This window comes from Streptomyces sp. NPDC055955, from assembly GCF_042270245.1.
Lineage (GTDB): Bacteria > Actinomycetota > Actinomycetes > Streptomycetales > Streptomycetaceae > Streptomyces.
Map to the genome: position 1 here is coordinate 122,982 of NZ_JBHJYS010000003.1, position 26,960 is coordinate 149,941.

A 26,960-nucleotide genomic window follows, 5' to 3' on the forward strand; every position below is an offset into this window, starting at 1 on the left:
ACCGAATCGGTCGCGCGCCTCTCCCCTTCTTCTGCCGGCGCTTTCCCCGGCCCTTCCGTCAGCGGTTACAGCAGGCCGTCCCACATCTGCTCGAGCAGCACCGACCACCAGCCCTCCGGCGACGCGAGCGCCGCCGGGTCGACCGCGGCCAGCTGCGCCTGGAAGTCGACGGTCCAGCGGCCCGCCTGCTCCTGGTTGAGCCCGTACCGCAGCGGCCACATCCGGCCGAGCACCGCGAGACTGCGCGCGAACTCGGGCAGGCCCGTGTTCACGAACTGCGGCGGCACCGGCGCACCGCCGGGACCCGCCTCCACCGGCACGGCCACGATGTTCGCCGTTCCGTACTGGACGCAGATCGCCCGCCCGAAGTCACTTCCCATCACGAGATACGAACCCGCGTCCGGCGCGGGCTGCGCCCCCCGCTCCTGCGCCAGCTCGGCAAGCGTCGGCACCGGGCGGCCCGGCTGGGCCTGCGCCCAGAAGAACGGCCCGAAGTCGGCGGGCAGCCCCGCCACGACGAGGGTGTGCGCGACGAGGTCCGGCACACCCTGACGGGACACGGCCCGCTGGTCGAACCGGAACACCCCGGGGCCGAACGCCGCGGCCAGCTCCTGCCCGATCGCCTCCGGCGGAACCGGCGGCATCGGATGCGCGGGCGGCAGCGGCGCACGCACCGGCGCCGGCCGCGCCGGACCGTCCGCCACCTGGTGCAGCTCGCCCTGGTGCGCGATCAGCTGCTGCATGCCCTGCTGGCGCGACGCGTGGTCCCTGCCGTACGGGGCGATGGACGTGATCCGCGCCTGCGGCCACTGCTCACGGATCATGCGGGCGCAGTACGCACCCGGCAGCTCACAGGACTCCAGCTCCGTGTGCAGCTCCAGGACCTGGTCCGGCGGGATGTTCATGCCGCGCAGCTCATGGAAGATCTGCCACTCCGGGTGCGGCGTACCGGGCGCCGAGCGGCGGATGAGCTGCTGCTCGGACCCATCGGGCGCGCGGTAGCGCAGCACGGCCTGATAGCCGGGCCCGACGGTCGGCTGACCCGTGGGCTGCGGATACCCGTACGAGGCCGGGGGCGGACCACCCGGAACCTGCTGTCCGGGCATCGGCGGCGGCATCGGCACACCGCCCGGCGCCTGCGGCGGCCCGGGAGGAGGCATGCCGGGACCGACCTGACCGGGACCGGCCAGCATCGTCGCGGCGTGATGGACACCGCCACCGGGAGCCCCGGGCGTACCGGGCGCACCGGGTGCCGCCGGCGGGGGCGGCGTGCCGAGACCGGCCGGTCCCGGCTGGGCCAGCATGGTCGCGGCGTGGTGCACCCCACCGGGCGGCGTACCGCCGGGCGGACCGGGAGGCTGCGGCGCACCGGGGGCGCCGGGAGCGCCGGGCGGACCCGGAGGCTGCGGCGCACCGGGCGTTCCGGGGGCGCCCGGCGGCTTGGGCGCACCCGCACCGGGCGCGCCGGGCGGACCGGGCGGCTGGGGAGCGCCGGGGCCACCGAGGCTCGGGTCGGCCAGCATCGTCGCGGCGTGGTGCACACCGCCGGGCGGCGTACCACCCGGGGCGGGCGGGGCGTCGGGGCCGAGCTGCGAGACGAGCTGCGTCGGAACGTAGCCGCCCGCCGGGGTACCCGGAGCGCCGGGCCCCGAGGGACGCGCGCCGGGAGTGCCCGGGGCACCGGGCGGCGGCGGAGTCGTCGCGCCACCACCGCGCGCACCGCGGGGCGGCCCCTGCGCCTTGCTGGTCGCGGCGTCGGCGATGTCACCGGCCCCGGGCGCGCCCTGGCCGCCAGGCGGCGGAGTCTGCTGCGCGCCGGCGCCCTGCGGATAGCCGTACGCGTCGGGAGCACCCGGCGGCGGAGTCTGCTGCGCGCCGGGGCCCTGCGGGTACCCGTACGTGGGCGGCGGAGTCTGCGGCGCACCACCACTCCCGGTCGCCTGCGGCACGTTGACCGGGGGCGGAGTGCCAGGACCCTGCGGGTGACCGTGGCTCTGCGGGCCGCCGGGCGGCGGAGTCTGCTGCGCGCCGGGGCCCTGCGGGTACCCGTACGTGGGCGGCGGAGTCTGCGGCGCACCACCCTGCGAACTCCCGGTCGCCTGCGGCACGTTGACCGGGGGCGGAGTGCCAGGACCCTGCGGGTGACCGTGGCCCTGCGGGCCGCCGGGCGGCGGAGTCTGCTGCGCGCCGGCGCCCTGCGGATAGCCGTACGCGTCGGGAGCACCCGGCGGCGGGGTGCCCGGAGCGGCCGGAGCCGGCCCTTCGACCGCCGGGGCCACCGCCGTACGCGGAAGCCGGCTGCCGCCCGACATCAGCGCCGTCTTGGCCTCCGGCGCGGCGGTGGGCGCAGGCGCGTCACCCTCGTCGACCAGCGGCGGCGCGAACACCGTCGCCGGAGGCGCGACCGAGCGGTCCTCCTCCTCGTCCGCGTTCGTGTCCGTACCGGCCCACGGGGTCGCCCCGGAAGGCGTCGCGGGCGAGGCGGGCCACGGCGTCGCACCGCTGCCCGCGTCGGCACTCGCGGACGCGGGCGCGGGGGCGGCCGGCTCAGGCGCGGACGCACCCGAACTCGTACCGGAAGCAGAACCTGTACGAGACGCGGAACCCTCACCGGAAGACGCGCCGGCCGACGACGCATCCCCCCGCCGGTCCGGAATACCCAGCTTGTCCGCCGCCTCCTGGAGCCACTCCGGAGGGCTCAACAGGAACGACGTCTGGTTCAGGTCCACCCGCTCCGGCGGCGCGTCCGCCGGCTCCGGCGAAGCCTCCGGCAGCCCGTACTCCTCCTCGTACCGCCGGATCACCTCACCCACCGGCAGCCCCGGCCACAACGAGGCGTCCCCGCTGTCGCGCGCGATGACGAGCCGCTGCCGCCCGCCACCGGACACCGGACCGCCCTCGCGGTCCTCGGCCCACACCACGAACCCCAGCTCGAACTCCCGCACCCGCACCTCACGGTGCTGATAGGCGGGCACATCACCGTTGATCCACTCTTCGGCGCGCTCCTGCGCCTGCGCGAACGTCACCATCGGACACTCACCCCTCGTCCGGAACAGCCGAAGCAGCCGGCACGGCCACGCCCGAGGCGTCGACCGCACTCGCGAAACCGCCGTCCACCATCAGGTTCGCCACCGTCTCCAGCTCCGGCGGATTGCCCGCGAGCCGGGCCAGGAACGCGTCGAAGTCGTCACCGCACGGCAGCAGCAGACGCTCCACCCGCTCCGCGACCGACCAGCCCGCCGTGTCCCCGCTGTCCCGCGCGTCGTCGTACGCGCAGAACCACACCGAACCCGGCCGATCACCCTTGACCTTCACGGCGAGAATGCCGCCCTGCACGAACCCGACACCCAGATAGTCCTTGGTCAGGTGATCACGCAGGCACTTGTTCACGTACACCAGGTCGTTGACCGCGGCCTCGTCCCGCACCGTGAAGAACGGCTGATCCACCAGAAGCCCCAGCTCGGCGTCGAGCGCCGCGCCCACCGGAGCGCACCCGCCCGCCGCCTTCAGGAACGCCCGGTACGCACCCGGCAACCGGTACCCCAAGTCCTCCTCGACACCGAGGACCTGTTGCTCCGTCACCGCCACCGACGACTTCGGCAGCCCGAAGTGCGCCGGACGCGTCTCCTGCAACGGACGCGTCCCCCGCTTGCCGTGATCCACCGCCGCCGTCGCGAGACCGCCGTGATGCCGCAGCAACGCCTTCACCTCGACCGGGACCAGCTCCATACGACGACTGCCCGGCACGTGATGCCACGTCCAGCCGTGCGGCGTCGCCACCGGCACGATCGTGTCCCACAACTCATGCCCGGCGGCCGCCATCGCCGCGTTCGCCGACACATAGTCCGTCAGCCGCAGCTCATCGACCCCGAACCCCTGCGGGGGCTCGGCGATCTCCGCCGCGGCGCGCGCGTAGGCCGAGAAATCCGGATAGCCGTTCCCGTCGATCCGTACGCCCCTGGGATGGCGCGCCGCACGGACCGGGTCCGGGAAGTGCACGACCTGCCCGGCGTAGGCCGCGTTCGGCGGCGCGGCTTGCTGCCCGAGCCGACCTGTCGTCATGGCGGTTGCCCCCTGCGGCACTGTTATGGATCGCGGATAGCGACAGCCTATGCGGTTGTACGACACCGGTCACCGGCCCTCCGGTTCCATGACCAGCAGTCACCCCACCGTGACGATGAGCCCACGCTCCCGCGTGTCGCCGCGCCCCAGCTTCCGCACCACCGGCCGCATTTGGCAGTCTGTGCACGCAACCCGGGGGTTTGCAGGAGGGGAAGCACCACATGCAGAGCAGCACCGCACCGTCATCCGACACGGCCGTCGCGACCGACTCGGAGCCCGACACCGGGCACCCGGCCACCGCCGACGGCACCTCCGGCGACCCACGCGTCGGCTGGAGCAGCGCCGAGAACGCGCCCGCCCCGGCCCTGCGCCAGCGCCGCGACGGCATCCTGCCCACCGTCGCCGCCGCCCTCTCCGTACGCGGCACCACACTGACCAGCACCGCGGCCCGCGGCGAACACGCCCCCGCCCTGCACCCCCTCGTCCAGGACTTCCTCGACACCCTCACCAGCACCCAGCGCGACCGCTTCACCGGACGCTGTGCCGAAACGATCCTCATCTCCCGCCACCTCACGGCCGCCGACGAGGAACGCTCCAAACGCGCCCGCCGCAAACCCATGACCAACGGCGAAGCCCGCAAAGCACTCAAACACGCCAAACTCACCACCCGCCGCATCCGCGAGGACGGCGACCCCCTGCACGGCGGCTTCGCCCGCCCCTGCCGCGCCTGCGCCGCACTCACCGCCCACTTCGGCGTCAACGTCGTGGACCCGGCCGCCGACACCGCCGACTGACCGCAACCGGTGCACACCGCACCACCGCACCACCGCAGGCAGCAGCAGAACAGGACGAGCCACCCCACATGACCGCCGACCGCACCCGCTTCACCGCCCCCGTCGACGCAGCCCTGCGCGCCGCCGGCTGGCAGCCCGGACGCTGGGACATCAAACAGGCCGAATTCTGGGCCGACGCCCTGCGCACCCACGTGTCCCCCGCCGGCCACCGCCACACCGTCTTCCCCGCCGCCGTCGAGGCCTGGGCCGAATTCGGCGGCCTCCACCTCACCCCGCAGGGCCCCGGCCGCCAGATAGCCCCCGCCCAGCCCCACCTCGACCCGCTCCACGGCCTCCACATGGCCCGCACCCTCGGCGACCTCGGCCGCGCCCTCGACACCGAGGTCTGCCCCCTCGGCGCCGAATCCGGCTCCGAAGCCCTCCTCGCCATCGACACCGAAGGCCGCGTCTACGCCCTCGACCACAGCGGCGACTGGTACCTCGGCCCCGGCATCGACCCCGCCCTGGAAACCCTCGTCAACGGCACCCAGCCGACCCGCCTGACCGCGTAGAACACCCGCGCACAACGACATGCGGCCCCGCCCCCACCGGCCGCCACGCACAGACGAGGCGCGAGGGAGCGTGCCGGAACGCGCGCCGAGCCGCCGGCACCGCACACGGACGCCCCGGCCCGGTGACGACGACCGGCAGCACAGCAAGCCCGGACATCCCGGCGCGTCCCCGCCACACCGACACCCGGCGCGCACCACCACCGGCCCCGCTCCACCACAGACGCCAAGCCCACGCGGCCGAACCCCGAGCGCCGAGCACCCGCGGCCGAACGCCGAACGCCGAACGCTAAGCCGCAGGCAACACAGCCGACACCCGATACCCACCCGCGTCCGTCGGCCCGCACACGAACACCCCGCCCAGGCCCGTCACCCTCTCCTTCATGCCGACGAGCCCGTTCCCCCCACTCGGCAGCCGCACATCCGACGCCGGATCCGCGTCCGGCGGCGGCTCGTTCTCCACCTGCATCGCGATCTCCGACACCCGATGCGCCAACCGCACATACGTCTTCGCGCCCGCCGCATGCTTGTGCACGTTCGTCAGCGCCTCCTGCACCACCCGGTACGCGGTCTGCTCCACCGACGCGACATACGACCGCACATCACCCTCGACGAGCAGCTCCACCACCATGCCCGCGGCCCGCGACTGCCCCACCAGCTCATCGAGATCACCCAGACACGGCCCGTCCTCCTCGTCAACGGCACGCGACGCAGCAGCCGCAGCCGCCACCCCCACCGCCGCCAACGGCACCCCCGCACCCGGCTCACGCCCGCCACCACCGGACCGCATCACACCGAGCATCTCCCGCAACTCGGTCAACGCCTGCCGGCCCATGTCCCCGACCAGCGCAGCGTTCTTCACGGCCTTCTCCGGATCCTTACGGGCCACCGCCTGCAACGCCGCCGCATGCACCACCATCAGACTCACCCGGTGCGCGACCACGTCATGCATCTCCCGGGCGATCCGCGTCCGCTCCTCGCCCCGCGCCCACTCGGCCCGCTCCTCCGCGCGCTCCGCGAGCAACTGAAGCTCCCGCTCCAGCGAATCCGCCCGCTCCCGCAAACTCTCCATGAGCCGCCGCCGCGCACCGACATAGAGCCCCAGCAGCAAAGGCGGAGCGGTCACACCCAACGACGTCGTGACGGCGACGAACGGAACGAACCAGTCCCCCACCCGCACGAGATTCCCGTGCCCCATGTCCTGCTGCGCCCGCACCACCGACACGATCAGCGTCCCGACGAACGACATCCCCGCCAGGGCCCCGATGATCCGCCGCGGCATCTCGGACGCGGCCAGCGTGTAGAGGCCCACCACGCTCAGCAGCACGCCCATCCGGGCCGGAGTCACCGCGACCCCGATCAGCACCACCGCGATCGGCCACCGCCGCCGCAGCACCAGCATGGCCCCGGCAAGCACCCCGAAGACGACACCCACGGCCGCCGGCACCCCGGCGTCCCGCGCGAACCCGACCCCCTCCACCCCACACTCCACCGCCGACGCCACGGCCAGCCCGACATCGAGCGCGGCACTGCGCCACCGCTCCCACCACCACGGCCCCCCGGCCGCCCGGTGCATTTCCCCCGTCGTGGTCATGCCGTCCAGCCTACGGGCGCGGGCTGCCCGATTTCCGGTGAGTTTCCGCGCAGCCCTTCACCACAGACCGCCTTCGAACAGAAGCGAAACCAACCGGTATCCCTCGAACTGTTGGCCCATATGCAAATACGACCCACCCGAACCCGCCCCGGACGAGCCTGTGCCTATGACACAGACCACAGACAAGTACACAGACTTCGAGGGACTGCGGGAGCGGGCGGTCGCGCTGCGGCGGGAGGGGCTGAGCCGCCGCCAGATCCGCGACCGCCTCTTCATCGACAACAACGACATCCTCAACCGCCTCCTGGACGGAGAACCGGCACCGGAGTGGACGAAACGCCCGAACGCAAAGGACGACCTGCGGGACCGGGCACGAGAGCTACGGCTCCAGGGATGGACGTACGACCAGATCCAGGTCGAGCTCGGGTGCTCGAAGAGTTCGATCTCGCTCTGGGTACGGGATCTGCCGAAGCCGGAACGCAAGCGCACCCGCGAGGAAGCTTCGGCGATCGCAAGGCGCGGATGGGAAGCCACCCTCCAGCGCCGGGAGGAGGGGCGCCAGAAGACCAGGCAGGCAGCGACCGAAGAGATCGGCGCCCTGTCCGACCGCGAGCTGTTCCTGGTAGGAGTCGGGCTCTACTGGTCCGAGGGCTCGAAGGCGAAGGCCCATCGCCGCCAGGAACGAGTCGACTTCGTCAACAGCGATCCGGACATGATCCAGGTCTACCTGGAGTGGCTCCGCCTCCTTGGAGTCACCCCTGAGCGACTGAGGTTCCACGTGCAGATCCACGAGACCGCCGACATCGCGGCGGCCGAGATGTTCTGGGCCGCCCTGGTCGGCGCCGACCCCTCGCAGTTCGGCAAGACCTCACTCAAAAAGCACAACCCGAAGACCAACCGCAAGCGCGTGGGTGCGGACTATCACGGCTGCTTGCTCGTGCGCGTTCCCCAGGGGGCCGATCTGTACCGTCGCATTGAAGGCTGGTGGTACGGCATAGTGTTGTCCGCGCGCGGTACGGATCGTCAGATTCGGACCTAGCGGACGAACCATCCCGGGTCGTCTAATGGCAGGACAAATGGTTTTGGTCCATTGAATGAGGGTTCGATTCCTTCCCCGGGAGCACAGGTGAGGCGGGGCCCGACCACCAGGTCGGGCCCCGCCCCCATTTCGCGCCCGCAACGCCCCGGTATCCTGCGGATGTCCACCCCACACAGCATCCGAAGCCGAAGGGCCACCCGTGAGCGCCAATTGCCCGGCCGCCGTCGTCGTTCTTGCAGCGGGTGAGGGCACCCGTATGAAGTCGGCCACACCCAAAGTCCTGCATGAGATCAGCGGGCGCTCGCTCGTCGGGCATGTGCTCGCCGCCGCGCGGGAGTTGAGCCCCGAGAACCTGGTCGTCGTCGTGGGTCACGAGCGGGACCGGGTGCGTGAGCACCTCGCCGGGATCGATCCGGACGCCCGTACCGCCGTGCAGGAGCAGCAGAACGGCACGGGGCACGCCGTGCGCATGGGGCTCGAGGAGCTCGGTGGCGCTGTCGACGGCACGGTGATCGTGGTGTGCGGTGACACTCCGTTGCTGACCGGCGAGACGCTGAAGCACCTGTCGGCGACGCACACGGGTGACGGCAATGCGGTGACGGTCCTGACGGCCGAGGTTCCGGACGCGACCGGTTACGGCCGGATCGTGCGGGACGGTGCGTCGGGTGCGGTGACGGCGATCGTCGAGCACAAGGACGCGAGCGAGTCGCAGCATGCGATTCGTGAGATCAACTCGGGTGTGTTCGCGTTCGACGGTGCGCTGCTGGCGGACGCGCTGGGCAAGGTGCGTACGGACAACAGTCAGGGCGAGGAGTACCTGACGGATGTGCTGGGGATTCTGCGGGAGGCCGGGCACCGTGTGGGTGCTTCGGTGGCGGCGGATCACCGTGAGATCGCGGGTATCAACAACCGTGTGCAGTTGGCGCAGGCGCGTCGGACGCTGAACGATCGGCTGCTGGAGCAGGCGATGCTCGCGGGTGTGACGATCGTGGATCCGGCGTCGACGTGGGTCGATGTGACGGTGGGCTTCGAGCGGGACGCGATCGTGCATCCGGGTACGCAGCTGCTGGGTGAGTCGTGGCTGGGTGAGGGTGCCGAGGTGGGGCCGAACACGCGGCTGAGGGACACGAGGGTCGGTGCGGGGGCGCGGGTCGACAACACGGTGGCGGACGGTGCCGAGGTGGGCGAGGGGGCGTCGGTGGGTCCGTTCGCGTATCTGCGGCCGGGTTCGCGGCTGGGCGTGAGGTCCAAGATCGGTACGTACGTGGAGACGAAGAACTCGACGATCGGTGAGGGTACGAAGGTGCCGCATCTGTCGTATGTGGGGGACGCGACGATCGGTGACTTCACGAACATCGGTGCCGCGAGTGTGTTCGTGAACTACGACGGTGAGAGCAAGCACCACACGACGGTCGGGTCGCATTGCAAGACGGGTTCGGACAACATGTTTGTGGCGCCTGTCACGGTTGGGGACGGTGCGTACACCGCCGCGGGGTCGGTGATCACGAAGGATGTGCCGGCGGGTTCGCTGGCCGTGGCCCGTGGCCAGCAGCGGAATATCGAGGGTTGGGTGGCCCGTAAGCGTCCGGGGAGTGCGGCTGCGAAGGCGGCTGAGGAGGCGTCCCGGGAGGCCGGCGGCGAAGGCTGACCGGAAACAGGTGCGTCCGACACGGCGTACCGTGATAGGTGCACACGATTCGGCTGCCTCGCTGCTAATGGGACGAGCGGGCGCAGCGGCGGAAGAACGCGTCTGAGGAGACAAGTGCTGTGACCGGGATCAAGACGACCGGCGAGAAGAAGCTGATGCTCTTCTCCGGCCGCGCCCACCCCGAGCTTGCCGAGGAGGTCGCGCACCAGCTCGGTGTCGGGATCGTTCCGACCAAGGCCTTCGATTTCGCCAATGGCGAGATCTATGTCCGCTACCAGGAGTCCGCTCGCGGCGCCGACTGCTTTCTGATCCAGAGCCACACGGCTCCGATCAACAAGTGGATCATGGAGCAGCTCATCATGATCGACGCGCTGAAGCGTGCGTCGGCCCGCTCCATCACGGTGATCGTGCCGTTCTACGGTTACGCCCGTCAGGACAAGAAGCACCGTGGACGTGAACCGATTTCGGCGCGTCTGGTGGCGGACCTGATGAAGACGGCGGGTGCGGACCGCATTCTGACGGTGGATCTGCACACGGACCAGATCCAGGGCTTCTTCGACGGCCCGGTGGACCACCTGTTCGCGCTGCCGATCCTGGCGGACTACGTGGGGGCGAAGGTCGACCGCGACAAGCTCACGGTGGTGTCCCCGGACGCCGGCCGTGTGCGGGTGGCGGACCGTTGGTGCGACCGTCTGGGCGCGCCGCTGGCGATCGTGCACAAGCGTCGTGACAAGGACGTGGCGAACCAGGTCACCGTGCACGAGGTCGTCGGTGATGTGAAGGGCCGTGTCTGTGTCCTGGTGGACGACATGATCGACACGGGTGGCACGATCTGTGCCGCGGCGGACGCGTTGTTCGCGCACGGTGCGGAGGACGTCATCGTGACGGCGACGCACGGTGTGCTGTCGGGTCCGGCGGCGGACCGTCTGAAGAACTCGAAGGTGAGTGAGTTCGTGTTCACGGACACGCTGCCGACTCCGGGTGAGCTGGAGCTGGACAAGATCACGGTGCTGTCGATCGCGCCGACGATCGCGCGTGCGGTGCGTGAGGTCTTCGAGGACGGTTCGGTGACGAGCCTGTTCGAGGAGCAGGCGTAGTCGCGCCGAGGCTCTTCTAGATCGATTTTGGGGCGGCCTTCCCGCCGGGTAGACTCACGGAGTTGCTCGGCGAGGGAGGCCGCACTGTCATGTGCGGCGGTCCGTTATCGACGCGCTCTTCGTAGCAGGCCCGATTGTGGCCGGGTGACCACCTTCCCCATTTTTTCTACGAGGAGTGAACATGGCCGAGGTCAAGATCACCGCAGAGTCCCGCACCGAGTTCGGCAAGGGTGCCGCCCGCCGTCTGCGCCGCGAGGACAAGGTTCCCGGTGTTGTCTACGGTCACGGCACCCAGCCGGTCCACATCACGCTGCCGCACCACGACCTGCTGCTCGCGCTGCGTACGCCGAACGTCCTGCTGTCCCTGGACATCGACGGCAAGAACGAGCTGGCGATCCCGAAGGCCGTGCAGCGTGACGCTCTCCGTCAGGGCATCCTCGAGCACGTCGACCTGCTCCTCGTGAACCGTGGCGAGAAGGTCACGGTCGAGGTTGTCGTCGAGACCGAGGGCGACCTGGCGCCGGGCAGCTTCCTCGTCGAGAACGTGCTGAACACGCTCTCCGTCGAGGCCGAGGCCACGCACATCCCGACCTCCGTCACCGTGTCGATCGCGGGCCTGGAGGGCGGCGACGCCATCCACGCGAAGGACGTCACGCTGCCGTCCGGTACGACCCTGGTCACGGACCCCGAGGCCGTCGTCATCCAGATCCTGGCCGCGCAGGCCGAGGAGCCGGCTGCGGAGACCGCCGAGGACGAGGCCGCCGAGGCCTGAGCCGTACGCTCTGCTTGACGGGGTGGCGGGCCACTGCGGCCCGCCACCCCGTTTTTTCATGTTCGTGTCCGTCTGTTGTAGGTGAGGAGACGCGGTCCCTGTGACGACCGATGCCACTGCCCCCTGGCTGATCGTGGGTCTCGGGAACCCCGGGCCCGAGTACGCGATGAACCGGCACAACGTGGGCTTCATGGTGGCCGATCTGCTCGCGGAGCGGATCGGCGGCAAGTTCAAGCGGGCCGGCAAGGCTCAGGCGCAGGTGCTCGAGGGGCGGATCGGTGCGCCGGGTCCGCAGAACCGCCGGGTGATCCTGGCGAAGCCGATGTCGTTCATGAACGTGTCGGGTGGTCCGGTGACGGGTCTGCGGGACTTCTACAAGGTGCCGGTCGGCAACGTCGTGGCGATCCATGACGAGCTGGACATCGACTACGGGACGATGCGGCTGAAGCTGGGCGGTGGCGACAACGGGCACAACGGTCTGAAGTCGATCACGAAGTCGATGGGTGCGGACTATCACCGGGTGCGGTTCGGGATCGGGCGTCCGCCGGGGCGTATGCAGGTCGCGGACTTCGTTCTGAAGGACTTCTCGTCGACGGAGCGCAAGGAGCTGGACTACCTGGTGGACCGGGCGGCGGACTCGGTGGAGTGTCTGGTCACGGAGGGCCTGGAGCGGGCGCAGAGCGCGTACAACTCCTGAGTTCACCGGGCATCTCGACAGGTCACGGGCATCTCGCCCGGGGCCTGTCGGCTTTCCTTGACTCTTCGCGGGGCCATGGCCAAGGATCGCCGCCATGCTCTCGTACACCCGACGGGCCGCGATGGCGGTCGTGACCCTGCTGATCCTGATCGCGGGCGTCCGGGCGTCCTGGGCGTCGGCTCAGCACGTGATGCTCTCCAAGGGCCGTGAGCGCGGCACGATGACGGTGACGCGGTGCACCGAGGACACGTGCACCGGCCCGTACGCGCCCCTGTCGCCGGGTTCGCAGCCCCGCGACCGTGTCGTCATCGACCGGTCGATCGCGGAGAACAAGGGCGCGCGTGTCCCGGTGGTGGTGAAGCCCGGTACGGGCGAGGTGGTGCGCACGGGGGCCGCGGGGTTCTTCCACGCGTGGGTCCCGTTGGGCGGGGCGCTGCTGCTGGCCGCGGTGGTGATCGCGGGCGGGCTGCGTCTGACGCGCTGGGCATGGGTGACGGCAGCCACCGGGGTCGCGTTGCTGAGTGTCGCGTTCGCGACGCTCACCTGGTGAACTGCCGTCATCCTTCGGCCGGTCGGAGTGATCAGCCCGTGTTGCGCAGGCCCGCCGCCACTCCGTTCACGGTGAGCAGGAGCGCCCGCCCGAGCAGCGGGTCCGGCTCGGCGCCGGCGGCCGCGTCGTCACGCTGGCGCTTGAGCAGGGCCACCTGGAGGTACGAGATCGGGTCCAGGTAGGCGTCGCGGATCGAGAAGGTCTGCTGGAGCACCGGCTGCGTGTCCAGGAGTTCCTGGCCGCCGGTGATGCGCAGTACCTCTCGTACGGTCAGCTCGTGCTCGGCCTCGATGTCGGCGAAGACGTGCTTGAGCTCGTCGGGGACGAGCGTGTCGACGTAGTGCCGGGCGATCCGCAGGTCGGTCTTGGCGAGGGTCATCTCGACGTTCGACAGGAAGTTGCGGAAGAAGTGCCAGTGCTCGCTCATCTCGTCGAGCACGGTGCCGAGGCCCGCTTCGCGCAGTGCCTTGAGTCCGGAGCCGACGCCGAACCAGCCCGGCACGATCTGCCGCGACTGGGTCCAGCCGAACACCCACGGGATGGCGCGCAGGCCGTCGAGCGAGACGCCCGAGCCGGGGCGGCGGGAGGGCCGGGAGCCGAGGTGCAGGTCGGCGAGCTGGTCGACCGGCGTGGAGGCGAGGAAGTACGTCGGCAGGTCCGGGTCCTCGACCAGCTTGCGGTACGCGGCGTGCGCGGCGTCGGAGACGACGTCCATGGCCGCGTCCCAGCGGGCGAGGGCCTCGTCGGACTGGCGGGGCGCGGTGTGCAGGGCGGATGCCTGGAGGGTGGCGGCGACGGTCAGTTCGAGGTTCTCGCGGGCCAGGGACGGCACGAGGTACTTGTCGGAGATGACCTCGCCCTGCTCGGTCACCTTGATCTCGCCCTCGAGGGTGCCCCACGGCTGGGCGAGGATCGCGTCGTGCGAGGGGCCGCCGCCGCGGCCGACGGTGCCGCCGCGGCCGTGGAAGAGGCGCAGGCGCACGCCGTAGCGGTGGGCGACGTCGCGCAGCCGGCGCTGGGCGCGGTGGATCTCCCACTGGGAGGTGGTGATGCCGCCGAACTTGGAGGAGTCCGAGTAGCCGAGCATGACTTCTTGGACGTCGCCGCGCAGGGCGACGAGGCGCCGGTAGGACGGGTCGGCGAGCATCTCGTCGAGGATGACGTCGGCGGCGCGCAGCTCGTCGGTGGTCTCCAGGAGCGGCACGATGCCGATCTTGGCCCAGCCGCCGTGCAGGTCGACGAGTCCGGCCTCGCGGGCGAGGACGGCGGCGGCGAACACGTCGTCGGCGCCCTGGCACATCGAGATGATGTACGACTCGATGACTTCGGGTCCGAAGACGTCGAGGGCGCGCTTGACGGTGTGGAAGACGCCGAGGGTCTTCTCGCCGGCGGCGTCGAGGGGTGCGGGCGAGGGCGCGAGGGGCCTGCGGGACCTGAGTTCCTTGGCGAGGAGCTTCTGGCGGTACTCGCGGGGCATGTCGGCGTAGCGCCAGGACTCCTCGCCGAGCCGGTCGAAGAGCTGGCCGAGGGCGTGGTGGTGGGCGTCTGCGTGTTCGCGTACGTCCATGGTGGCGAGCTGGAGGCCGAACGCGGCGAGCGTGCGGATGGTGCGGTTCATCCGGCCGTCGGCGAACAGGGCGCCGCGGTGCTCGCGCAGGGACGTCTGGATGAGCGTGAGGTCCTGGAGGAGTTCGGCGGTGCCGAGGTAGTCGCGGCCGTCCACGTGCGCGGTGCCCCTGGCGAGGCGTTCCTTGGTGTTCTCCAGCTTCTGCCGGATGCAGGTGGCCTTGAGCCGGTAGGGCTCCTCGGCGTTGAGGCGCTTGTAGCGGGGGCTGATCTCCGGGAGGCGCTCCAGGTCGTTCCGGAGGGAGTCGAGGAGTTCCTCGGTGGCGCCTGTGTAGCGGATCGAGTTCGACAGGAAGCCGCGCAGCTCGTCGATGAGCTCCAGGGCGTCGTTGATGCCGTGTTCGTGCTGGAGGATCAGGACGTCCCAGGTGACGGCGGGGGTGACGTTCGGGTTGCCGTCGCGGTCGCCGCCGATCCAGGTGCCGAAGGTGAGGGGGCGGGTGGCGGCGGGCACGGTGACGCCGACGCGCTCCAGCTCGGCGGTGAGGTCCTCGAGGACGTCGCCGACGGCGCCGGCGTGCAGTTCGTCGAGGTAGTAGATCGCGTTGCGTGCCTCGTCGGTGGGCTCGGGCCGCACGACGCGCAGTTCGTCGGTCTGCCACACCAGGTCGATGTTCTCGGCGAGGCGGGTGTCGTAACGGCGGCGGTCGGCCTCGATGACGGGGGTCTCGAGGAGCTCGGCGACGCGGCGCAGCTTGTTCAGGACGGAGCGCCGGGCGGCCTCGGTCGGGTGGGCGGTGAACACCGGCCGTACGTTCAGGTTCCGGACCGTTTCGCGCAGGTGGTCGGCGTCGGCGTCCTTGAGCCGGTCGGCGGTGCGGGCGAGGAGGCCGCCCTCGGCGGCGCGGCGGGCGCGCAGTTCGCGGCCGCGGTGGACCTGCTCGGTCACGTTCGCCAGATGGAAGTACGTCGAGAAGGCGCGGACCAGCTTGGCCGCGGTCTCCAGTTCCGTCTCGCCGAGCAGGCGGGCGGCGGCCTCGCCGTCCTCCCGGGTCAGGCGGCGGACCTTCTCGACCAGTTCGAGGAGCTCGGGGCCCTCCTGGCGTACGAGCGTCTCGCCGAGGAGGTCGCCGAGTCGGCGGATATCGGCGCGCAGCTCGGCGCTGGAGGTGGCCTCACGGCTCTGGTCGTCGGCACTGCTCACAGGTGCGGCTCCTTGCAGTGTTGAAGCACGTCTGGGAGGGAAATCCCGGGAACCGGGTATGAGTCCCGGGTGGAGATACAGAGCGGACCGCGCTGTCCGACCGTTTCCAAGGATAGGTGTCCGCCCGGGAGGGCCGTTTCCGGGCCTCTTGCCGCTGGCCTGCGCGCTGCCATACTTACGACGCCGTAGGTTACGGACGCGTAGTAAAAGTTCGCGGTATCGCTCCCCGGCACCACATCCCCGTTCTCGACCCTCGACCCCACAGGGGACGCCCCATGACACCAAGCCCCGATCTGATCGACGACGCCCCGAAGGCGCCGTCGAGTGACTCGACCGGCGCTCCGCTGCCCTCCGCCACGCTCGGCGGTGAGCAGAAGCGTTCGCTGGAGCAGCTCGCGCTGCTGCTCTTCATCACCGTTCCGTTCCTGGCGCTGGTCGCGGCGGTGCCGCTGGCCTGGGGCTGGGGCGTGAGCTGGCTCGACCTCGGCCTCATGGTGTTCTTCTACTACCTGGGCTGCCACGGCATCACGATCGGTTTCCACCGGTATTTCACGCACGGTTCCTTCAAGGCCAAGCGACCGCTGCGGATCGCGCTGGCCGTCGCCGGCTCGATGGCGGTCGAGGGTCCTCTCGTGCGCTGGGTGGCGGATCACCGTAAGCACCACAAGTTCTCCGACGCGGAGGGTGACCCGCACTCGCCGTGGCGTTTCGGTGAGACGCTGCCCGCGCTGATGAAGGGTCTGTGGTGGGCGCACATCGGCTGGATGTTCGATGAGGAGCAGACGCCGCAGGAGAAGTACGCACCCGATCTGGTGAACGATCCCGCCATAAGGGCGATCTCGCGTCAGTTCATTTTCTGGACGATGCTCTCGCTGGCCCTGCCGGCGCTGATCGGCGGTCTGGCGACGATGTCGTGGTGGGGCGCGTTCACCGGGTTCTTCTGGGGCTCGCTGGTGCGGGTGGCGCTTCTGCACCACGTCACGTGGTCGATCAACTCGATCTGTCACGCGGTGGGCAAGCGTCCGTTCAAGTCGCGTGACAGGTCCGGCAACGTGTGGTGGCTGGCGGTCCTGTCGTGCGGCGAGTCGTGGCACAACCTGCACCACGCGGACCCGACGTCGGCGCGGCACGGTGTCATGCGCGGCCAGGTGGACTCGTCCGCGCGGCTGATCCGCTGGTTCGAGCAGCTGGGCTGGGCGCATGACGTGCGCTGGCCGTCGAAGGAGCGGATCGCCTCCCGCCGCAAACCGCAGGCCGCCGACGCGGCATGATGGAGCATGTGGCGACCGATCCGAGCAATGCGAGCCGAGCCGGCAACGACAAACCCCGGCGCGCGCGCCGCACCCGGATGACCGGTGCGGAACGCCGCCAGCAACTGCTCGAGATCGGTCGCACCCTCTTCGCCGCCAAGGGCTTCGAGGGCACGTCGGTGGAGGAGATCGCGGCGAAGGCCGGGGTGTCCAAGCCCGTGGTGTACGAGCACTTCGGCGGCAAGGAGGGCCTGTACGCGGTCGTCGTGGACCGTGAGATGCGCCAGCTCCTCGACATGGTGACCGGCTCGCTGACGGCCGGGCATCCGCGGGAACTGTGCGAACAGGCCGCCTTCGCGCTCCTCGACTACATCGAGGAGTACACGGACGGCTTCCGCATCCTGGTCCGCGACTCCCCCATCCCGCAGTCCACGGGCTCGTTCGCCTCGCTGATCTCCGACATCGCGACGCAGGTCGAGGACATCCTGGGCCGCGAGTTCAAGAACCGCGGCTTCGATCCGAAGCTGGCGCCGCTGTACGCGCAGGCGCTGGTCGGCATGGTCGCCCTGACGGGCCAGTGGTGGCTGGACGCCCGTAAGCCGGAGAAGGCAGAGGTCGCGGCGCACCTGGTGAATCTGGCGTGGCACGGCCTGGACGGCATGGAGGCCAACCCGCACCTGATCGGGCGGCGCAAGAACTAGGACGGGCCGGGGGTGAGCGGTTCGAGGAATTCGAGCCGGTTGCCCACCGGGTCGTCGGCGTAGAAGCGGCGGTGGCCCGGCAGGTCCCCGTCCCAGGTGATCCGCACACCGTGCGCCGCGAGCCGCGCCGCGTACGCCTCGATCCCCGTGACCCGCAGCCCCGGGTGGGCCTTGCGGGCCGGCCGGAAGTCCTGCTCGATCCCCAGGTGCAGCCGCACCTGACCCGCTTCGAACCAGCAGCCCCCGCGCGCCGCGAGCGCCGGGGGCTTCGGCGTCCGAGTCATGCCGAGCGCGTCCTCGTAGAACCGGCACAGCGCGTCCTCCGATCCCGCGGGGGCGGCGAGCTGTACGTGGTCCAGGGCCCGGAGCATCAGGCGCCGCCCGGCTTGCGGGCGACCGCGAAGAGGCGGCGGAAGGGGAAGACCGTGCCGTGGGGTGTCGCGGGGTAGGCGGTGCGGAGCAGGGCGCGGTAGGCGGTCAGGAATGCGTCGGTGGCCCCGGGGTCGTCCGCGAGGGCGGTCAGGACGGGGCGCAGGCCCGTGCCCTTGACCCAGTCGAGGACGGGGTCCTCGCCCTGGAGGAGGTGCAGGTACGTCGTCTCCCAGACGTCCGCGCGGCAGCCGAGCGCGGTGAGCTCGTTCAGGTACCGCTCCGGGGTGTGGACGGCGTCCGCGTGGCGCAGTGTGTCGCCGAGCCGGTCCCGCCAGCGCGCCGACTGCGCGAGTTCGCGCATCAGGACGTGGCTGGGGGCGTCGAAGTTGCCGGGGACCTGGAAGGCGAACGTGCCGCCGGGGGTGAGGCCGGCGAGCCACTCGGGGAAGCGGTCCGTGTGGCCGGGGACCCACTGGAGCAGGGCGTTGGAGACGATCAGGTCGAAGGGTTCGCCGGGCGTCCAGGTGGCCGCGTCGGCGGGGGCGAAGTCGAGCAGGTCGGTGGCGTGGGCGGCGGCCTTCTCCAGCATCTGCGGGGAGTTGTCGTAGCCGGTGATCCTGGCCTTCGGACAGCGCTCGGCGAGCAGGGCGGTGACGTTGCCGGCGCCGCAGCCGAGGTCCGCGATCCTCGCCGGGTCGCCCTGGACGCGGGCGAGGAGATCGAGGAAGGGGCGTGTGCGGTGGTCCGCGTGCCGGAGATACTGCTGGGGGTCCCAGGTGGGTGCGTTCATGACGGCCAGGATCCTCCCGGATTTATCTCGATGTCAAGATAGTTGAATTCAAGAGACTTCATGTCGAGGGACCCACTAGACTGATCGTCATGGAGGACGAGGTCGACCGGCTGGTCGCAGCGTGGCGCCGAGAGCGCCCTGACCTCGACGTGGAGCCCCTCGAGGTGCTCAGTCGGGTCAGCAGGCTGGCGCGTCATCTTGACCGGGCCCGGCGCCTGGCGTTCGCCGAGCACCAGCTGGAGCCGTGGGAGTTCGACGTACTGACGTCCCTGCGACGGGCCGGCGCCCCCTATCAGCTCTCCCCCGGACAGCTCCTCACACAGACCCTCGTCACCTCCGGCACGATGACGAACCGCATCGACCGGCTCGCCAAGAAGGGTCTCGTCGAGCGCCTCCCCGACCCGAGTGACCGGCGGGGCGTCCTCGTCCGGCTGACCACCGAGGGACAGGACCGCGCCGACCAGGCACTCGCCGGCCTCCTCGCGCAGGAGCGGGCGATCCTCGCGGAGCTGTCCCGCACCCAGCGCGCCGAACTGGCGGGCCTGCTGCGCCAGTTGACCGCGCCGTTCGACAACATCCCCGGCTAGGCCCCAGCCGTACGGGTTCCCGCTGCTACGACGCCGCTTCCAGGTCCGCGGGCCCGACCCCGGCCCTGCGCGCCAGGGCCACCGCCGCGAGCGTGGAGTGCACCCCGAGCTTGCCCAGCACGTTCTGCATGTGCGTACGGACCGTGTGCGGGGACAGGAAGAGACGCTCGGCGACCGCCTTGCGGCCGAGGCCCGCGACCATGCAGCGCAGCACCTCGCGCTCACGCGGCGTCAGGGACTCCACCAGGCGCTCCGAATCGGTGCGGTGCTTGCGGGCCGCGGTCAGCTCCCGCAGGACGCTCGTGAGCAGGGCGGGCGGCAGATGCGTCTCGTCGCGCAGGACGCCCCGGATGACCGTGAGCAGCCGCGAGAGCGAGCAGTCCTTGGCGACCCAGCCGGAGGCGCCCGCCTGGAGCGCGAGGGCCGCGCGGCGCGGGTCGTCCTTCTCGGCGAGGACCACCGTGCGGACGGTGGGCTGGCCCGAACGCACTCCCGCCACCAGGGAGATGCCGTCGACCAGGCCGTCCTGGCCGGGCGCCGCGTCGGGCACGGCCGTCGCCGGGCGCGGGCCGTGCAGGGCCGCCCCCAGGTCGGCGTCCACAAGGAGGACGTCGAACCGGCGCCCTTCCGCCGCCGCGCGGTCCATGCAGCGCAGCGCGGCGGGGCCGCTGCCGGCCGCGGACACGTCCACGTCGGGCTCGGCGGCGAGAGCCGCGGCGAGCGACTCGGCGAAGATGCGGTGGTCGTCGACGACCAGGACTCGGATGCGAACCACGTGTATAACCCCCTCCCCCGAGCTCCTCGCGGAGCAGGGGATTCCCCAGCGCCGGGAGGCTGTCCGGCGCGGGTACGGCGCCCGAAGAGGGAGGTCGTCACGGTCGCACGGCCGCCGCCGCGCTCGCACCGCTACCCCCACTCCGGGCGCGTACCCGGCTGTCTCGCCCCCTGATCAGCACCGGCCCCCACCGGTGCTGCCCTCAGAGTAGGGCCGCGGGCCGGAAGCGGAAGGCAATTTGCAGAACTGATTGGCCTGCGCGTTTATGGTGAGGCGTATGTTTCGTATGGAGACAGAAGTCGACAAACAACGGCGCGATCTTCTTCACTTCCGGCTGCGGGAGGCGAACACCGCGGCGTCGGCGGAGCTCAGGTCACTGCGCGGAACGCCCGAGGACCGCGACGTTCCGCTCCAGGTCTGGGCGTTGGACGAGAGCGGCGAGGTCGCCGGCGGCCTGGACGGACACACCTGGGCGACCTGGCTCCACGTGAACCTGCTCTGGGTGGACGACCGCCACCGCGCGAAGGGCCTGGGCTCCCGCCTGCTCGCGGAGGCGGAGCGCATCGCCCACGAGGACCGCGCCTGCCGCGGCGCCCGGGTGGAGACCTGGGACTTCCAGGCGCCGGGCTTCTACCGCCAGCACGGCTACGAACTCGTGTGCGTGATCCCCGACTACCCGCCGGGGATCAAGGAGTTCACGCTCACCAAGCGGCTCGGCTGATCCCCGGCCGGCGGCCGGGGATCGGGGAGCTCACGCGGACGAAGCGGCCGGGGTGAGCTTGCGGGCTCCCGCCGACGGGACCGCCGGAAAGACGCGCGGGGCCGTGCGGCCCGCAGCGGCGAACGCCTCCGTGATCGACTTCGCCACCGCGTCCGCGTCCGGCTCCTCCACCAGGACGATCGCCGAGCCGCCGAAGCCGCCGCCGGTCATCCGGGCGCCGAGCGCGCCCGCCGCGTTCGCGGTGTCGACGACCAGGTCCAGCTCGGCGCAGGAGATGCGCAGGTCGTCGCGGAGCGAGACATGGCCCTCCGTGAGGACCGGGCCGATCGCCCGCACGTCGCCGGCGTCGAGGAGTTCGATGACCCGCTCGACGCGGTGGTCGTCGCAGACGATGTGGCGGACATAGCGCACGATCCGCTCGTCGGTGAGGTCCGCCAACTTGGCCAGCGCCTGAGGCAGTTCGGCGTAGGACACATCACGCAGGTGGGAGACGCCGAGCGCGCGGGCGCCCTCTTCGCAGCCCGCGCGGCGCTCCGCGTACGCGCCGTCGCCGAGCTCGTGCTTGACGCGGGTGTCGACGACGAGGAGCTGGAGGCCCTGGGCGGCCAGGTCGAAGGGGACCTGACGGACGGACAGGTCGCGGCAGTCCAGGTGCAGGGCGTGGCCCTCGGTGGCGCACGCCGACGCCATCTGGTCCATGATCCCGCAGGGCACGCGCACGAAGTCGTTCTCCGCGCGCTGCGCGATCCGCGCCAGCTCGGGCCCGGTGAGCCCCAGTTCGAACAGGTCGTTGAGCGCGAGGGCCGTGACGACCTCGAGCGCGGCCGACGAGGACAGGCCCGCGCCGGTCGGCACGGTCGACGCGAGGTGGATGTCGGCGCCGGTGACGGTGTGCCCGGCCTCGCGCAGCGCCCATACGACGCCCGCCAGGTACGCGGCCCAGCCGCCCTGCCCGAACTCGGAGAGCGGCGTCAGCTCGTCGGCCCGCAGTTCGGCGATCGGCGCGTCGATGTCCGCGGAGTGCAGCCGCAGGACGCCGTCGGTGCGGCGCGCGACGGCGGCCACCGCTGTGTGCGGCAGCGCGAGCGGCATCACGAAGCCCTCGTTGAAGTCGGTGTACTCGCCGATGAGGTTCACGCGTCCGGGCGCGGCCCAGACCCCCTCGGGCTCGTATCCGTACAGATCGCTGAACTGCGAGGCGACGGACATGGTTTACCCCTCCTGGCGTGCCTGGGCGAAGGCCCAGGCGTCGGCGACGATTCCCGCGAGGTCCGCGCGGGACGGGTTCCAGCCGAGGCGCTCGCGCGCGGTGGCGGCCGAGGCGACGAGGACGGCGGGGTCGCCGCCGCGACGCGGTGCGGTGACCTCGGGGATCGGGTGGCCGGTCACCTGGCGGACGGTCTCGATGACCTCGCGCACGGAGAAGCCGTTGCCGTTGCCGAGGTTGCAGATGAGGTGCTCGGCGGGGCGGGCGGCGTCCAGGGCGAGCAGGTGGGCCTCGGCGAGGTCGGCGACGTGGATGTAGTCGCGCACGCAGGTGCCGTCGGGCGTCGGGTAGTCGTCGCCGTAGACGGAGATCGCGTCGCGCCGGCCCTGGGCGACCTGGAGGACGAGCGGGATGAGGTGCGACTCGGGGTCGTGGCGCTCGCCGCAGCTGCCGTAGGCGCCCGCCACGTTGAAGTAGCGCAGCGACACGGCGGCCAGTCCGTGCGCGGCCGCCTCCCCGGTGATCATGTGGTCGACGGCGAGCTTGGAGGCGCCGTACGGGGAGGTGGGGGCGGTGGGGTCCGACTCCGTGATGGGGGTGCTGACGGGCTCCCCGTACGTCGCCGCCGTGGAGGAGAAGACGAGCTTGCGGACGTCCGCCGAGCGCATCGCGGCGAGCAGCGCCATGGTGCCGCCGACGTTGTTGTCCCAGTACTTCTCGGGCTTCACGACGGACTCGCCGACCTGGGAGAACGCGGCGAAGTGCAGGACGGCGTCGAAGGACGGGTCGAGCCACTTGGCGGCGTCGCGGATGTCGCCCTCGACGAACGTCACCCCGGCGGGCACGCCCTCACGGAAGCCGGTCGAGAGGTTGTCGAGGACGGTGACGTCGTGCCCCGCCTCGACCAGGTGCTGCGCGACCACGCTGCCCACATATCCCGCGCCACCGGTGACCAGGTACTTCCCGCTCATGTACTCGCTACCTCTCGCAGTCTCTCGGCCGCGGTCTCCGGCGGCACGTCGTTGATGAACACGCTCATGCCGGATTCGGAACCCGCGAGAAACTTCAGCTTGCCGGAAGTGCGGCGGATGGTGAAAAGCTCGAGGTGAAGCGCGAAGTCCTCCCGCTGGACGCCGCAGAAGTCGTCCAGGGTGCCGAACGGCGCCTGGTGCCAGGCGGCGATGTACGGCGTCGGGGACTCCCCCGTTCCGAAGAGCCGGTCGAAGCGCCTCAAGAGTTCCAGATAGACCTGGGGGAACTCTGTGCGCGCGCCGTCGTCGAGGGCGAGCAGGTCGGGCACGCGGCGCTTGGGGTAGAGGTGCACCTCGTAGGGCCAGTGGGCCGCGTACGGGACGAAGGCCACCCAGTGGTCGCCCTCCAGGACGACCCGCTCGCCGGCGCGCTCCTCGGCGAGGACGTCGTCGAAGAGGTTGCGGCCGCCGGTCTGCTCCTTGTGCTCGGCGAGCGAGCGCAGCATGAGGGCGGTGCGCGGGGTGGTGAACGGGTAGCCGTAGATCTGGCCGTGCGGGTGGCCGAGGGTGACGCCGATCTCGGCGCCGCGGTTCTCGAAGCAGAACACCTGCTCCACGGAGTCCAGGTGGGACAGCTCGGCGGTGCGGTCGGTCCAGGCCTCCAGGACGAGCCCGGCCTGTTCCTCGGTGAGGTCGGCGAAGGACGACGTGTGGTCGGAGGTGAAGCAGACGACCTCGCAGCGGCCGGCGTCCCCGGCGAGCGAGGGGAAGCGGTTCTCGAAGACCGCCACGTCGTACGAGGAGTCGGGGATCTCGCTGAGCCGGTCGCCCTCGGACGGGCACAGGGGGCACTCGTCGGCCGGCGGGTGGTAGGTGCGGCCCTGGCGGTGCGAGGCGATCGCGACGCTGTCCCCGAGGAGGGGGTCGCGGCGGATCTGCGAGGAGGAGGCGACGGGGTCCAGCGGACGCCGGTCCACCGCGTCCCGCACGACGTCGTCACGCGAGTCGTAGTAGATGAGCTCGCGACCGTCGGCGAGCCGGGTCGACGTCTTCTTCACGTCCGATGCTCCTCATTCGCATCAACTCAACATAATCAAACATAACAAAGCACGCTTCAACGGGATGGTCAAGGCCGCGGACGCACCCTTCGGTGCGTGGCGTGTCACTCGCATCACAATCAAACAAAGAACCTCAGCAGAAGTGTTCATTTATTGAACATAGACGCGTAGGTTCCGGTCTGATCAGTTCGCGCAACGAAGCGAGTTCTCCATGCTGTCCCCCACACAAACCCTGGCCGCGGGGCTCCGGCTGCCCACCAACGGCCTCGACTACGCGATCCTGGCGATCTACTTCGCCGTGGTCCTCGGCATCGGGTTCGCCGCCCGGCGCTCGGTGAAGACCAGCCTCGACTTCTTCCTCTCGGGCCGCTCCCTGCCCGCCTGGGTGACCGGTCTGGCGTTCGTCGCGGCCAACCTGGGCGCCACCGAGATCCTCGGCATGGCGGCGACCGGCGCGCAGTACGGCGTCTCGGTCGTCCACTGGTACTGGATCGGCGCCATCCCCGCGATGGTCTTCCTGGGCCTCGTGATGATGCCCTTCTACTACCGCTCGAAGGTGCGCTCGGTCCCCGAGTACCTGCTCCAGCGGTTCGACAAGAGCGCGCACCTGCTGAGCTCCATACTCTTCGCCTTCGCGGCGATCCTGATCGCGGGCGTGAACCTGTACGCCCTGTCGATCGTCGTGGAGGCGCTGCTCGGCTGGCCGCAGTGGCTGGCGATCGTCGTCGCCGGTCTGTTCGTGCTCGCGTACATCACCATCGGCGGACTCTCCTCGGCGATCTACAACGAGGTCCTCCAGTTCTTCGTGATCCTCGCCGCGCTCATCCCCCTCTGCATCATCGGCCTCAAGCGGGTCGGCGGCTGGGGCGGCATGACCGACTCCCTGAAGAGCGCGCACGGCGACAACTTCCTCTCCGCCTGGGGCGGTACGGGCATCGGTGAGGCCAACCCGCTCGGCGCGAACTGGCTGACGATCATCCTCGGCCTGGGCTTCGTGCTCTCCTTCGGCTACTGGACGACGAACTTCGCCGAGGTGCAGCGCGCCCTGTCCGCGAAGAACCTCTCCGCCGCCCAGCGCACCCCGCTCATCGCCGCGTTCCCGAAGATCTTCATCGTCTTCCTGGTGATGATCCCGGGCATGGTCGCCGCCGTCCTCGTCCCGAAGATCGGCATGGCCGGCTCGGACCTGACGTACAACGACGCGATCCCCTACCTGATGCAGGAGCTGCTGCCCAACGGCGTGCTCGGCATCGCGGTGACCGGTCTGCTCGCCGCGTTCATGGCGGGCATGGCGGCCAACGTGTCGTCCTTCAACACCGTGTTCACGTACGACATCTGGGCCAAGTACGTGAAGACCGGCAAGCCCGACGCGTACTACCTGAAGTTCGGCCGCCTCATCACGGCCATCGGTGTCCTCGCGTCGATCGGCACGGCGTTCATCGCCTCGTCGTTCTCGAACATCATGGGCTACCTCCAGACGCTGTTCTCCTTCTTCAACGTCCCGATGTTCGTCGTCTTCATCATCGGCATGTTCTGGAAGCGCGCCTCGGTGAAGTCCGGCGTGTGGGGCCTGCTCGCGGGCACCACCGCCGCGATGGTCAACTACTTCTGGATCTACAAGCAGGGCGTCATCGACATCCCGACCGACCAGGGCGCCAACTTCGTGTCCGCGATCGTCGGCTTCGTCGCCGGTGCGGTCGTCATGGTCGTCGTCACCCTGTTCACCGCGCCCAAGCCGGAGGCCGAACTCGCCGGCCTCGTGTACGGGACGACGGCGCCCGGCCTGGAGGAGCCGCCCGCCGAGGGCGACGACGCCTGGTACCGCAAGCCCGCACTGCTCGGCTGGGGCGCGATCGTCCTCGCCGCACTGTGCTACGTCCCCTTCTCCCTCTGATCGGAGGCGCGATCAACCATGTCTGAACTCCACGACGAAGTCACCGAGTTGGAGCGCAAGTCCGCGACCGCGGCGCGGCTCTTCGACATCCGGCGCATCATCGGCGGCCTGTTCGCGGTCTACGGGGTCATCGTCACGATCGCCGGCATCACGGCGTCCGACGCGGACCTGAAGAAGGCCGAGAACATCAACATCAACCTGTGGACGGGCCTCGGCATGCTCGCCCTCGGGCTGTTCTTCCTGGTGTGGCTGAAGCTGCGGCCGACGGCCCCGCCGACGCCCGACGCCGCCGAGTAACCAGTACGCCAGGGGCCGGAGTTCACCGCACAGGTGGCTCCGGCCCCTGCGGCATGTCGGGGTGGCCGGGCCGGCTCGTCACCCGCACCGGCCCCGCCCGGTCGAGGAGCCCCGTGCGCGCGGCCAGAGCCGCCGCCTCCAGCCGCGAGCCGACCCCCAGCTTCATCAGGACCCGCTGCACATGCGTACGGGCCGTGCTCGAGGCGATGCCCATGCCGGCCGCGATCAGCCGGGTGTCCTCGCCGTCAGCGACCCGCACCAGGACCTCGACCTCACGCGGCGTCAGCATCTGCAGGAGCCGCTGCCCCTCGTCGTCGGGCTGCGCGGCCGGATTGAGCAGCTCGCTGAAGGCCCCTTGCAGCAGCTGCGGCGCCACGGCCGCCTCTCCCGCCCGCGCCTTCATCAGGGCGCGCTCGACCCCCTCGATCCGCTCGTCGTGCCGTACGTAGCCGGAGGCGCCGGCCGCGAACGCCGCCGCGATCCCGCGCGGTGACGGCACGGGCCCGAGGACGACCACCGCCACCTGCGGACGCTCCCGCTTGATGCGCACGATCGGGTCGAAGATGCCCGGCTCCGCGGGCGTCGCCGTGCCGATGAGACAGACCTCGGGCGCCCGCGAGATCACCAGCTCGGCCGCTCCCGCGGCGGGCGCCGCCGCCGCGAGCACCCGGTGCCCGCGCAGCTTGAGAGCCGAGGCGAGCGCCTCGGCGAGCAGTCGATGGTCGTCGACCACCATGAGCCGCACACCCATAGAGCAACCCCCCAC

Annotated in this window: 24 protein-coding genes, 1 tRNA gene and 1 pseudogene; 15 read left to right on the forward strand and 11 right to left on the reverse strand. The window is 70.8% G+C overall.

From position 1 onward, the window contains the following. Positions 1–65 precede the first annotated feature (65 nt). Together ACFC96_RS06645 and ACFC96_RS06650 are read right to left on the reverse strand one after the other, a co-directional pair. Complete coding sequence (locus ACFC96_RS06645) at positions 66–3,029, reverse strand: SUKH-4 family immunity protein (RefSeq protein ID WP_376610642.1); 2,964 nt, start codon at positions 3,027–3,029, stop codon at positions 66–68. Between the two features lie 7 nt (positions 3,030–3,036). After that, the gene (locus ACFC96_RS06650; protein ID WP_376262288.1) at positions 3,037–4,062 is read right to left on the reverse strand and encodes an SMI1/KNR4 family protein; all 1,026 of its coding nucleotides are present in this window, start codon (positions 4,060–4,062) and stop codon (positions 3,037–3,039) included. 221 nt (positions 4,063–4,283) lie between these two features. Here ACFC96_RS06650 and ACFC96_RS06655 point away from each other — a divergent pair, with 221 nt between their 5' ends. After that, positions 4,284–4,856 (forward strand): YwqJ-related putative deaminase, encoded by a 573-nt coding sequence (locus ACFC96_RS06655; RefSeq protein WP_376610644.1) that lies wholly within the window; start codon positions 4,284–4,286, stop codon positions 4,854–4,856. 68 nt (positions 4,857–4,924) lie between these two features. Then, positions 4,925–5,407 carry an SUKH-3 domain-containing protein gene (locus tag ACFC96_RS06660; protein ID WP_376262282.1) on the forward strand — a complete coding sequence of 161 codons (483 nt, stop codon included), beginning with the start codon at positions 4,925–4,927 and terminating at the stop codon, positions 5,405–5,407. A 286-nt stretch (positions 5,408–5,693) separates the two neighbouring features. On the opposite strand, the gene ACFC96_RS06665 is transcribed toward ACFC96_RS06660, so the two are convergent. After that, positions 5,694–6,998 carry a sensor histidine kinase gene (locus ACFC96_RS06665; protein WP_376262279.1) on the reverse strand — a complete coding sequence of 435 codons (1,305 nt, stop codon included), beginning with the start codon at positions 6,996–6,998 and terminating at the stop codon, positions 5,694–5,696. A 166-nt stretch (positions 6,999–7,164) separates the two neighbouring features. Between ACFC96_RS06665 and ACFC96_RS06670 the strand changes: the two genes are divergently transcribed. The 7 genes from ACFC96_RS06670 to ACFC96_RS06700 all read left to right on the forward strand — a co-directional run bounded on the left by ACFC96_RS06670 (position 7,165) and on the right by ACFC96_RS06700 (position 12,801). Continuing rightward, positions 7,165–8,037, forward strand: coding sequence for a hypothetical protein (locus ACFC96_RS06670; protein ID WP_376610646.1), 873 nt, complete (start codon positions 7,165–7,167; stop codon positions 8,035–8,037). Positions 8,038–8,048: 11 nt separating this feature from the next. After that, positions 8,049–8,119 (forward strand) — tRNA-Gln (locus ACFC96_RS06675). A gap of 117 nt (positions 8,120–8,236) precedes the next feature. Further along, the gene (glmU, locus tag ACFC96_RS06680; RefSeq protein ID WP_376610648.1) at positions 8,237–9,685 is read left to right on the forward strand and encodes a bifunctional UDP-N-acetylglucosamine diphosphorylase/glucosamine-1-phosphate N-acetyltransferase GlmU; all 1,449 of its coding nucleotides are present in this window, start codon (positions 8,237–8,239) and stop codon (positions 9,683–9,685) included. Positions 9,686–9,804: 119 nt separating this feature from the next. After that, positions 9,805–10,782, forward strand: coding sequence for a ribose-phosphate diphosphokinase (locus ACFC96_RS06685; protein WP_116512553.1), 978 nt, complete (start codon positions 9,805–9,807; stop codon positions 10,780–10,782). Positions 10,783–10,963: 181 nt separating this feature from the next. Continuing rightward, positions 10,964–11,554, forward strand: coding sequence for a 50S ribosomal protein L25/general stress protein Ctc (locus ACFC96_RS06690; protein ID WP_376262270.1), 591 nt, complete (start codon positions 10,964–10,966; stop codon positions 11,552–11,554). Positions 11,555–11,654: 100 nt separating this feature from the next. After that, on the forward strand, positions 11,655–12,251 hold the full coding sequence (pth, locus tag ACFC96_RS06695; RefSeq protein ID WP_376262267.1) for an aminoacyl-tRNA hydrolase: 597 nt from the start codon (positions 11,655–11,657) through the stop codon (positions 12,249–12,251). 94 nt (positions 12,252–12,345) lie between these two features. Continuing rightward, positions 12,346–12,801: a hypothetical protein gene (locus ACFC96_RS06700; RefSeq protein ID WP_376262264.1), complete on the forward strand. Its 456-nt coding sequence runs from the start codon at positions 12,346–12,348 to the stop codon at positions 12,799–12,801. Positions 12,802–12,832: 31 nt separating this feature from the next. Here ACFC96_RS06700 and ppc read toward each other — a convergent pair whose 3' ends face one another. Continuing rightward, positions 12,833–15,571, reverse strand: coding sequence for a phosphoenolpyruvate carboxylase (ppc, locus tag ACFC96_RS06705; RefSeq protein ID WP_376262261.1), 2,739 nt, complete (start codon positions 15,569–15,571; stop codon positions 12,833–12,835). 275 nt (positions 15,572–15,846) lie between these two features. Between ppc and ACFC96_RS06710 the strand changes: the two genes are divergently transcribed. Together ACFC96_RS06710 and ACFC96_RS06715 are read left to right on the forward strand one after the other, a co-directional pair. Continuing rightward, positions 15,847–16,842, forward strand: a complete 996-nt coding sequence (locus ACFC96_RS06710; RefSeq protein ID WP_376262258.1) for an acyl-CoA desaturase — start codon at positions 15,847–15,849, stop codon at positions 16,840–16,842. Continuing rightward, positions 16,839–17,522, forward strand: coding sequence for a TetR family transcriptional regulator (locus ACFC96_RS06715; protein WP_376262255.1), 684 nt, complete (start codon positions 16,839–16,841; stop codon positions 17,520–17,522). The genes ACFC96_RS06710 and ACFC96_RS06715 overlap by 4 nt, the downstream gene beginning before the upstream one ends. On the opposite strand, the gene ACFC96_RS06720 is transcribed toward ACFC96_RS06715, so the two are convergent. Beyond that, the gene (locus ACFC96_RS06720; RefSeq protein WP_376262253.1) at positions 17,519–17,893 is read right to left on the reverse strand and encodes a VOC family protein; all 375 of its coding nucleotides are present in this window, start codon (positions 17,891–17,893) and stop codon (positions 17,519–17,521) included. The genes ACFC96_RS06715 and ACFC96_RS06720 overlap by 4 nt on opposite strands. After that, positions 17,893–18,684: a trans-aconitate 2-methyltransferase gene (locus tag ACFC96_RS06725; protein WP_376610650.1), complete on the reverse strand. Its 792-nt coding sequence runs from the start codon at positions 18,682–18,684 to the stop codon at positions 17,893–17,895. The genes ACFC96_RS06720 and ACFC96_RS06725 overlap by 1 nt, the downstream gene beginning before the upstream one ends. Positions 18,685–18,773: 89 nt before the next feature. On the opposite strand from ACFC96_RS06725, the gene ACFC96_RS06730 reads away from it, so the two are divergent. After that, positions 18,774–19,271 carry a MarR family winged helix-turn-helix transcriptional regulator gene (locus ACFC96_RS06730; protein WP_376219666.1) on the forward strand — a complete coding sequence of 166 codons (498 nt, stop codon included), beginning with the start codon at positions 18,774–18,776 and terminating at the stop codon, positions 19,269–19,271. Here the strand turns inward: ACFC96_RS06730 and ACFC96_RS06735 are convergent. Beyond that, a pseudogene (locus tag ACFC96_RS06735) lies at positions 19,233–20,046 on the reverse strand (LuxR C-terminal-related transcriptional regulator); the annotation flags it as partial. The gene ACFC96_RS06730 and the pseudogene ACFC96_RS06735 sit on opposite strands and share 39 nt — an antisense overlap. A 265-nt stretch (positions 20,047–20,311) precedes the next feature. On the opposite strand from ACFC96_RS06735, the gene ACFC96_RS06740 reads away from it, so the two are divergent. Further along, positions 20,312–20,767 carry a GNAT family N-acetyltransferase gene (locus ACFC96_RS06740; RefSeq protein ID WP_376262247.1) on the forward strand — a complete coding sequence of 152 codons (456 nt, stop codon included), beginning with the start codon at positions 20,312–20,314 and terminating at the stop codon, positions 20,765–20,767. A gap of 30 nt (positions 20,768–20,797) precedes the next feature. Here ACFC96_RS06740 and galK read toward each other — a convergent pair whose 3' ends face one another. The 3 genes from galK to galT are packed head-to-tail and all read right to left on the reverse strand — an operon-like array spanning position 20,798 to position 24,003. Further along, positions 20,798–21,976 carry a galactokinase gene (gene galK / locus ACFC96_RS06745; RefSeq protein ID WP_376262244.1) on the reverse strand — a complete coding sequence of 393 codons (1,179 nt, stop codon included), beginning with the start codon at positions 21,974–21,976 and terminating at the stop codon, positions 20,798–20,800. A gap of 3 nt (positions 21,977–21,979) precedes the next feature. Beyond that, positions 21,980–22,945, reverse strand: coding sequence for a UDP-glucose 4-epimerase GalE (gene galE / locus ACFC96_RS06750; protein ID WP_266563293.1), 966 nt, complete (start codon positions 22,943–22,945; stop codon positions 21,980–21,982). Then, positions 22,942–24,003: a galactose-1-phosphate uridylyltransferase gene (gene galT, locus ACFC96_RS06755; RefSeq protein ID WP_376262241.1), complete on the reverse strand. Its 1,062-nt coding sequence runs from the start codon at positions 24,001–24,003 to the stop codon at positions 22,942–22,944. The genes galE and galT overlap by 4 nt, the downstream gene beginning before the upstream one ends. A gap of 211 nt (positions 24,004–24,214) precedes the next feature. Between galT and ACFC96_RS06760 the strand changes: the two genes are divergently transcribed. Both ACFC96_RS06760 and ACFC96_RS06765 read left to right on the forward strand, forming a co-directional pair. Then, positions 24,215–25,897, forward strand: a complete 1,683-nt coding sequence (locus ACFC96_RS06760; RefSeq protein ID WP_376610652.1) for a sodium:solute symporter family protein — start codon at positions 24,215–24,217, stop codon at positions 25,895–25,897. 18 nt (positions 25,898–25,915) lie between these two features. Beyond that, a complete protein-coding gene (locus ACFC96_RS06765; RefSeq protein WP_376610654.1) occupies positions 25,916–26,194 on the forward strand; it encodes a hypothetical protein in 279 nt (92 codons plus the stop codon). A gap of 22 nt (positions 26,195–26,216) precedes the next feature. Here ACFC96_RS06765 and ACFC96_RS06770 read toward each other — a convergent pair whose 3' ends face one another. Continuing rightward, entirely contained in the window at positions 26,217–26,945 is a 729-nt protein-coding gene (locus ACFC96_RS06770; RefSeq protein ID WP_376262233.1) for a LuxR C-terminal-related transcriptional regulator, read from the reverse strand. Positions 26,946–26,960 lie beyond the last annotated feature (15 nt).

Coding starts and splice junctions, on each gene's coding strand:
- ACFC96_RS06645 (WP_376610642.1), bottom strand. CDS start 3,029: ATGGTGACGTTCGCGCAGGCGCAGGAGCGCGCCGAAGAGTGGATCAAC.
- ACFC96_RS06650 (WP_376262288.1), bottom strand. CDS start 4,062: ATGACGACAGGTCGGCTCGGGCAGCAAGCCGCGCCGCCGAACGCGGCC.
- ACFC96_RS06655 (WP_376610644.1), top strand. CDS start 4,284: ATGCAGAGCAGCACCGCACCGTCATCCGACACGGCCGTCGCGACCGAC.
- ACFC96_RS06660 (WP_376262282.1), top strand. CDS start 4,925: ATGACCGCCGACCGCACCCGCTTCACCGCCCCCGTCGACGCAGCCCTG.
- ACFC96_RS06665 (WP_376262279.1), bottom strand. CDS start 6,998: ATGACCACGACGGGGGAAATGCACCGGGCGGCCGGGGGGCCGTGGTGG.
- ACFC96_RS06670 (WP_376610646.1), top strand. CDS start 7,165: ATGACACAGACCACAGACAAGTACACAGACTTCGAGGGACTGCGGGAG.
- ACFC96_RS06690 (WP_376262270.1), top strand. CDS start 10,964: ATGGCCGAGGTCAAGATCACCGCAGAGTCCCGCACCGAGTTCGGCAAG.
- ACFC96_RS06700 (WP_376262264.1), top strand. CDS start 12,346: ATGCTCTCGTACACCCGACGGGCCGCGATGGCGGTCGTGACCCTGCTG.
- ACFC96_RS06710 (WP_376262258.1), top strand. CDS start 15,847: ATGACACCAAGCCCCGATCTGATCGACGACGCCCCGAAGGCGCCGTCG.
- ACFC96_RS06715 (WP_376262255.1), top strand. CDS start 16,839: ATGATGGAGCATGTGGCGACCGATCCGAGCAATGCGAGCCGAGCCGGC.
- ACFC96_RS06720 (WP_376262253.1), bottom strand. CDS start 17,893: ATGCTCCGGGCCCTGGACCACGTACAGCTCGCCGCCCCCGCGGGATCG.
- ACFC96_RS06725 (WP_376610650.1), bottom strand. CDS start 18,684: ATGAACGCACCCACCTGGGACCCCCAGCAGTATCTCCGGCACGCGGAC.
- ACFC96_RS06730 (WP_376219666.1), top strand. CDS start 18,774: ATGGAGGACGAGGTCGACCGGCTGGTCGCAGCGTGGCGCCGAGAGCGC.
- ACFC96_RS06740 (WP_376262247.1), top strand. CDS start 20,312: ATGGTGAGGCGTATGTTTCGTATGGAGACAGAAGTCGACAAACAACGG.
- galK (WP_376262244.1), bottom strand. CDS start 21,976: ATGTCCGTCGCCTCGCAGTTCAGCGATCTGTACGGATACGAGCCCGAG.
- galE (WP_266563293.1), bottom strand. CDS start 22,945: ATGAGCGGGAAGTACCTGGTCACCGGTGGCGCGGGATATGTGGGCAGC.
- ACFC96_RS06760 (WP_376610652.1), top strand. CDS start 24,215: ATGCTGTCCCCCACACAAACCCTGGCCGCGGGGCTCCGGCTGCCCACC.
- ACFC96_RS06765 (WP_376610654.1), top strand. CDS start 25,916: ATGTCTGAACTCCACGACGAAGTCACCGAGTTGGAGCGCAAGTCCGCG.
- ACFC96_RS06770 (WP_376262233.1), bottom strand. CDS start 26,945: ATGGGTGTGCGGCTCATGGTGGTCGACGACCATCGACTGCTCGCCGAG.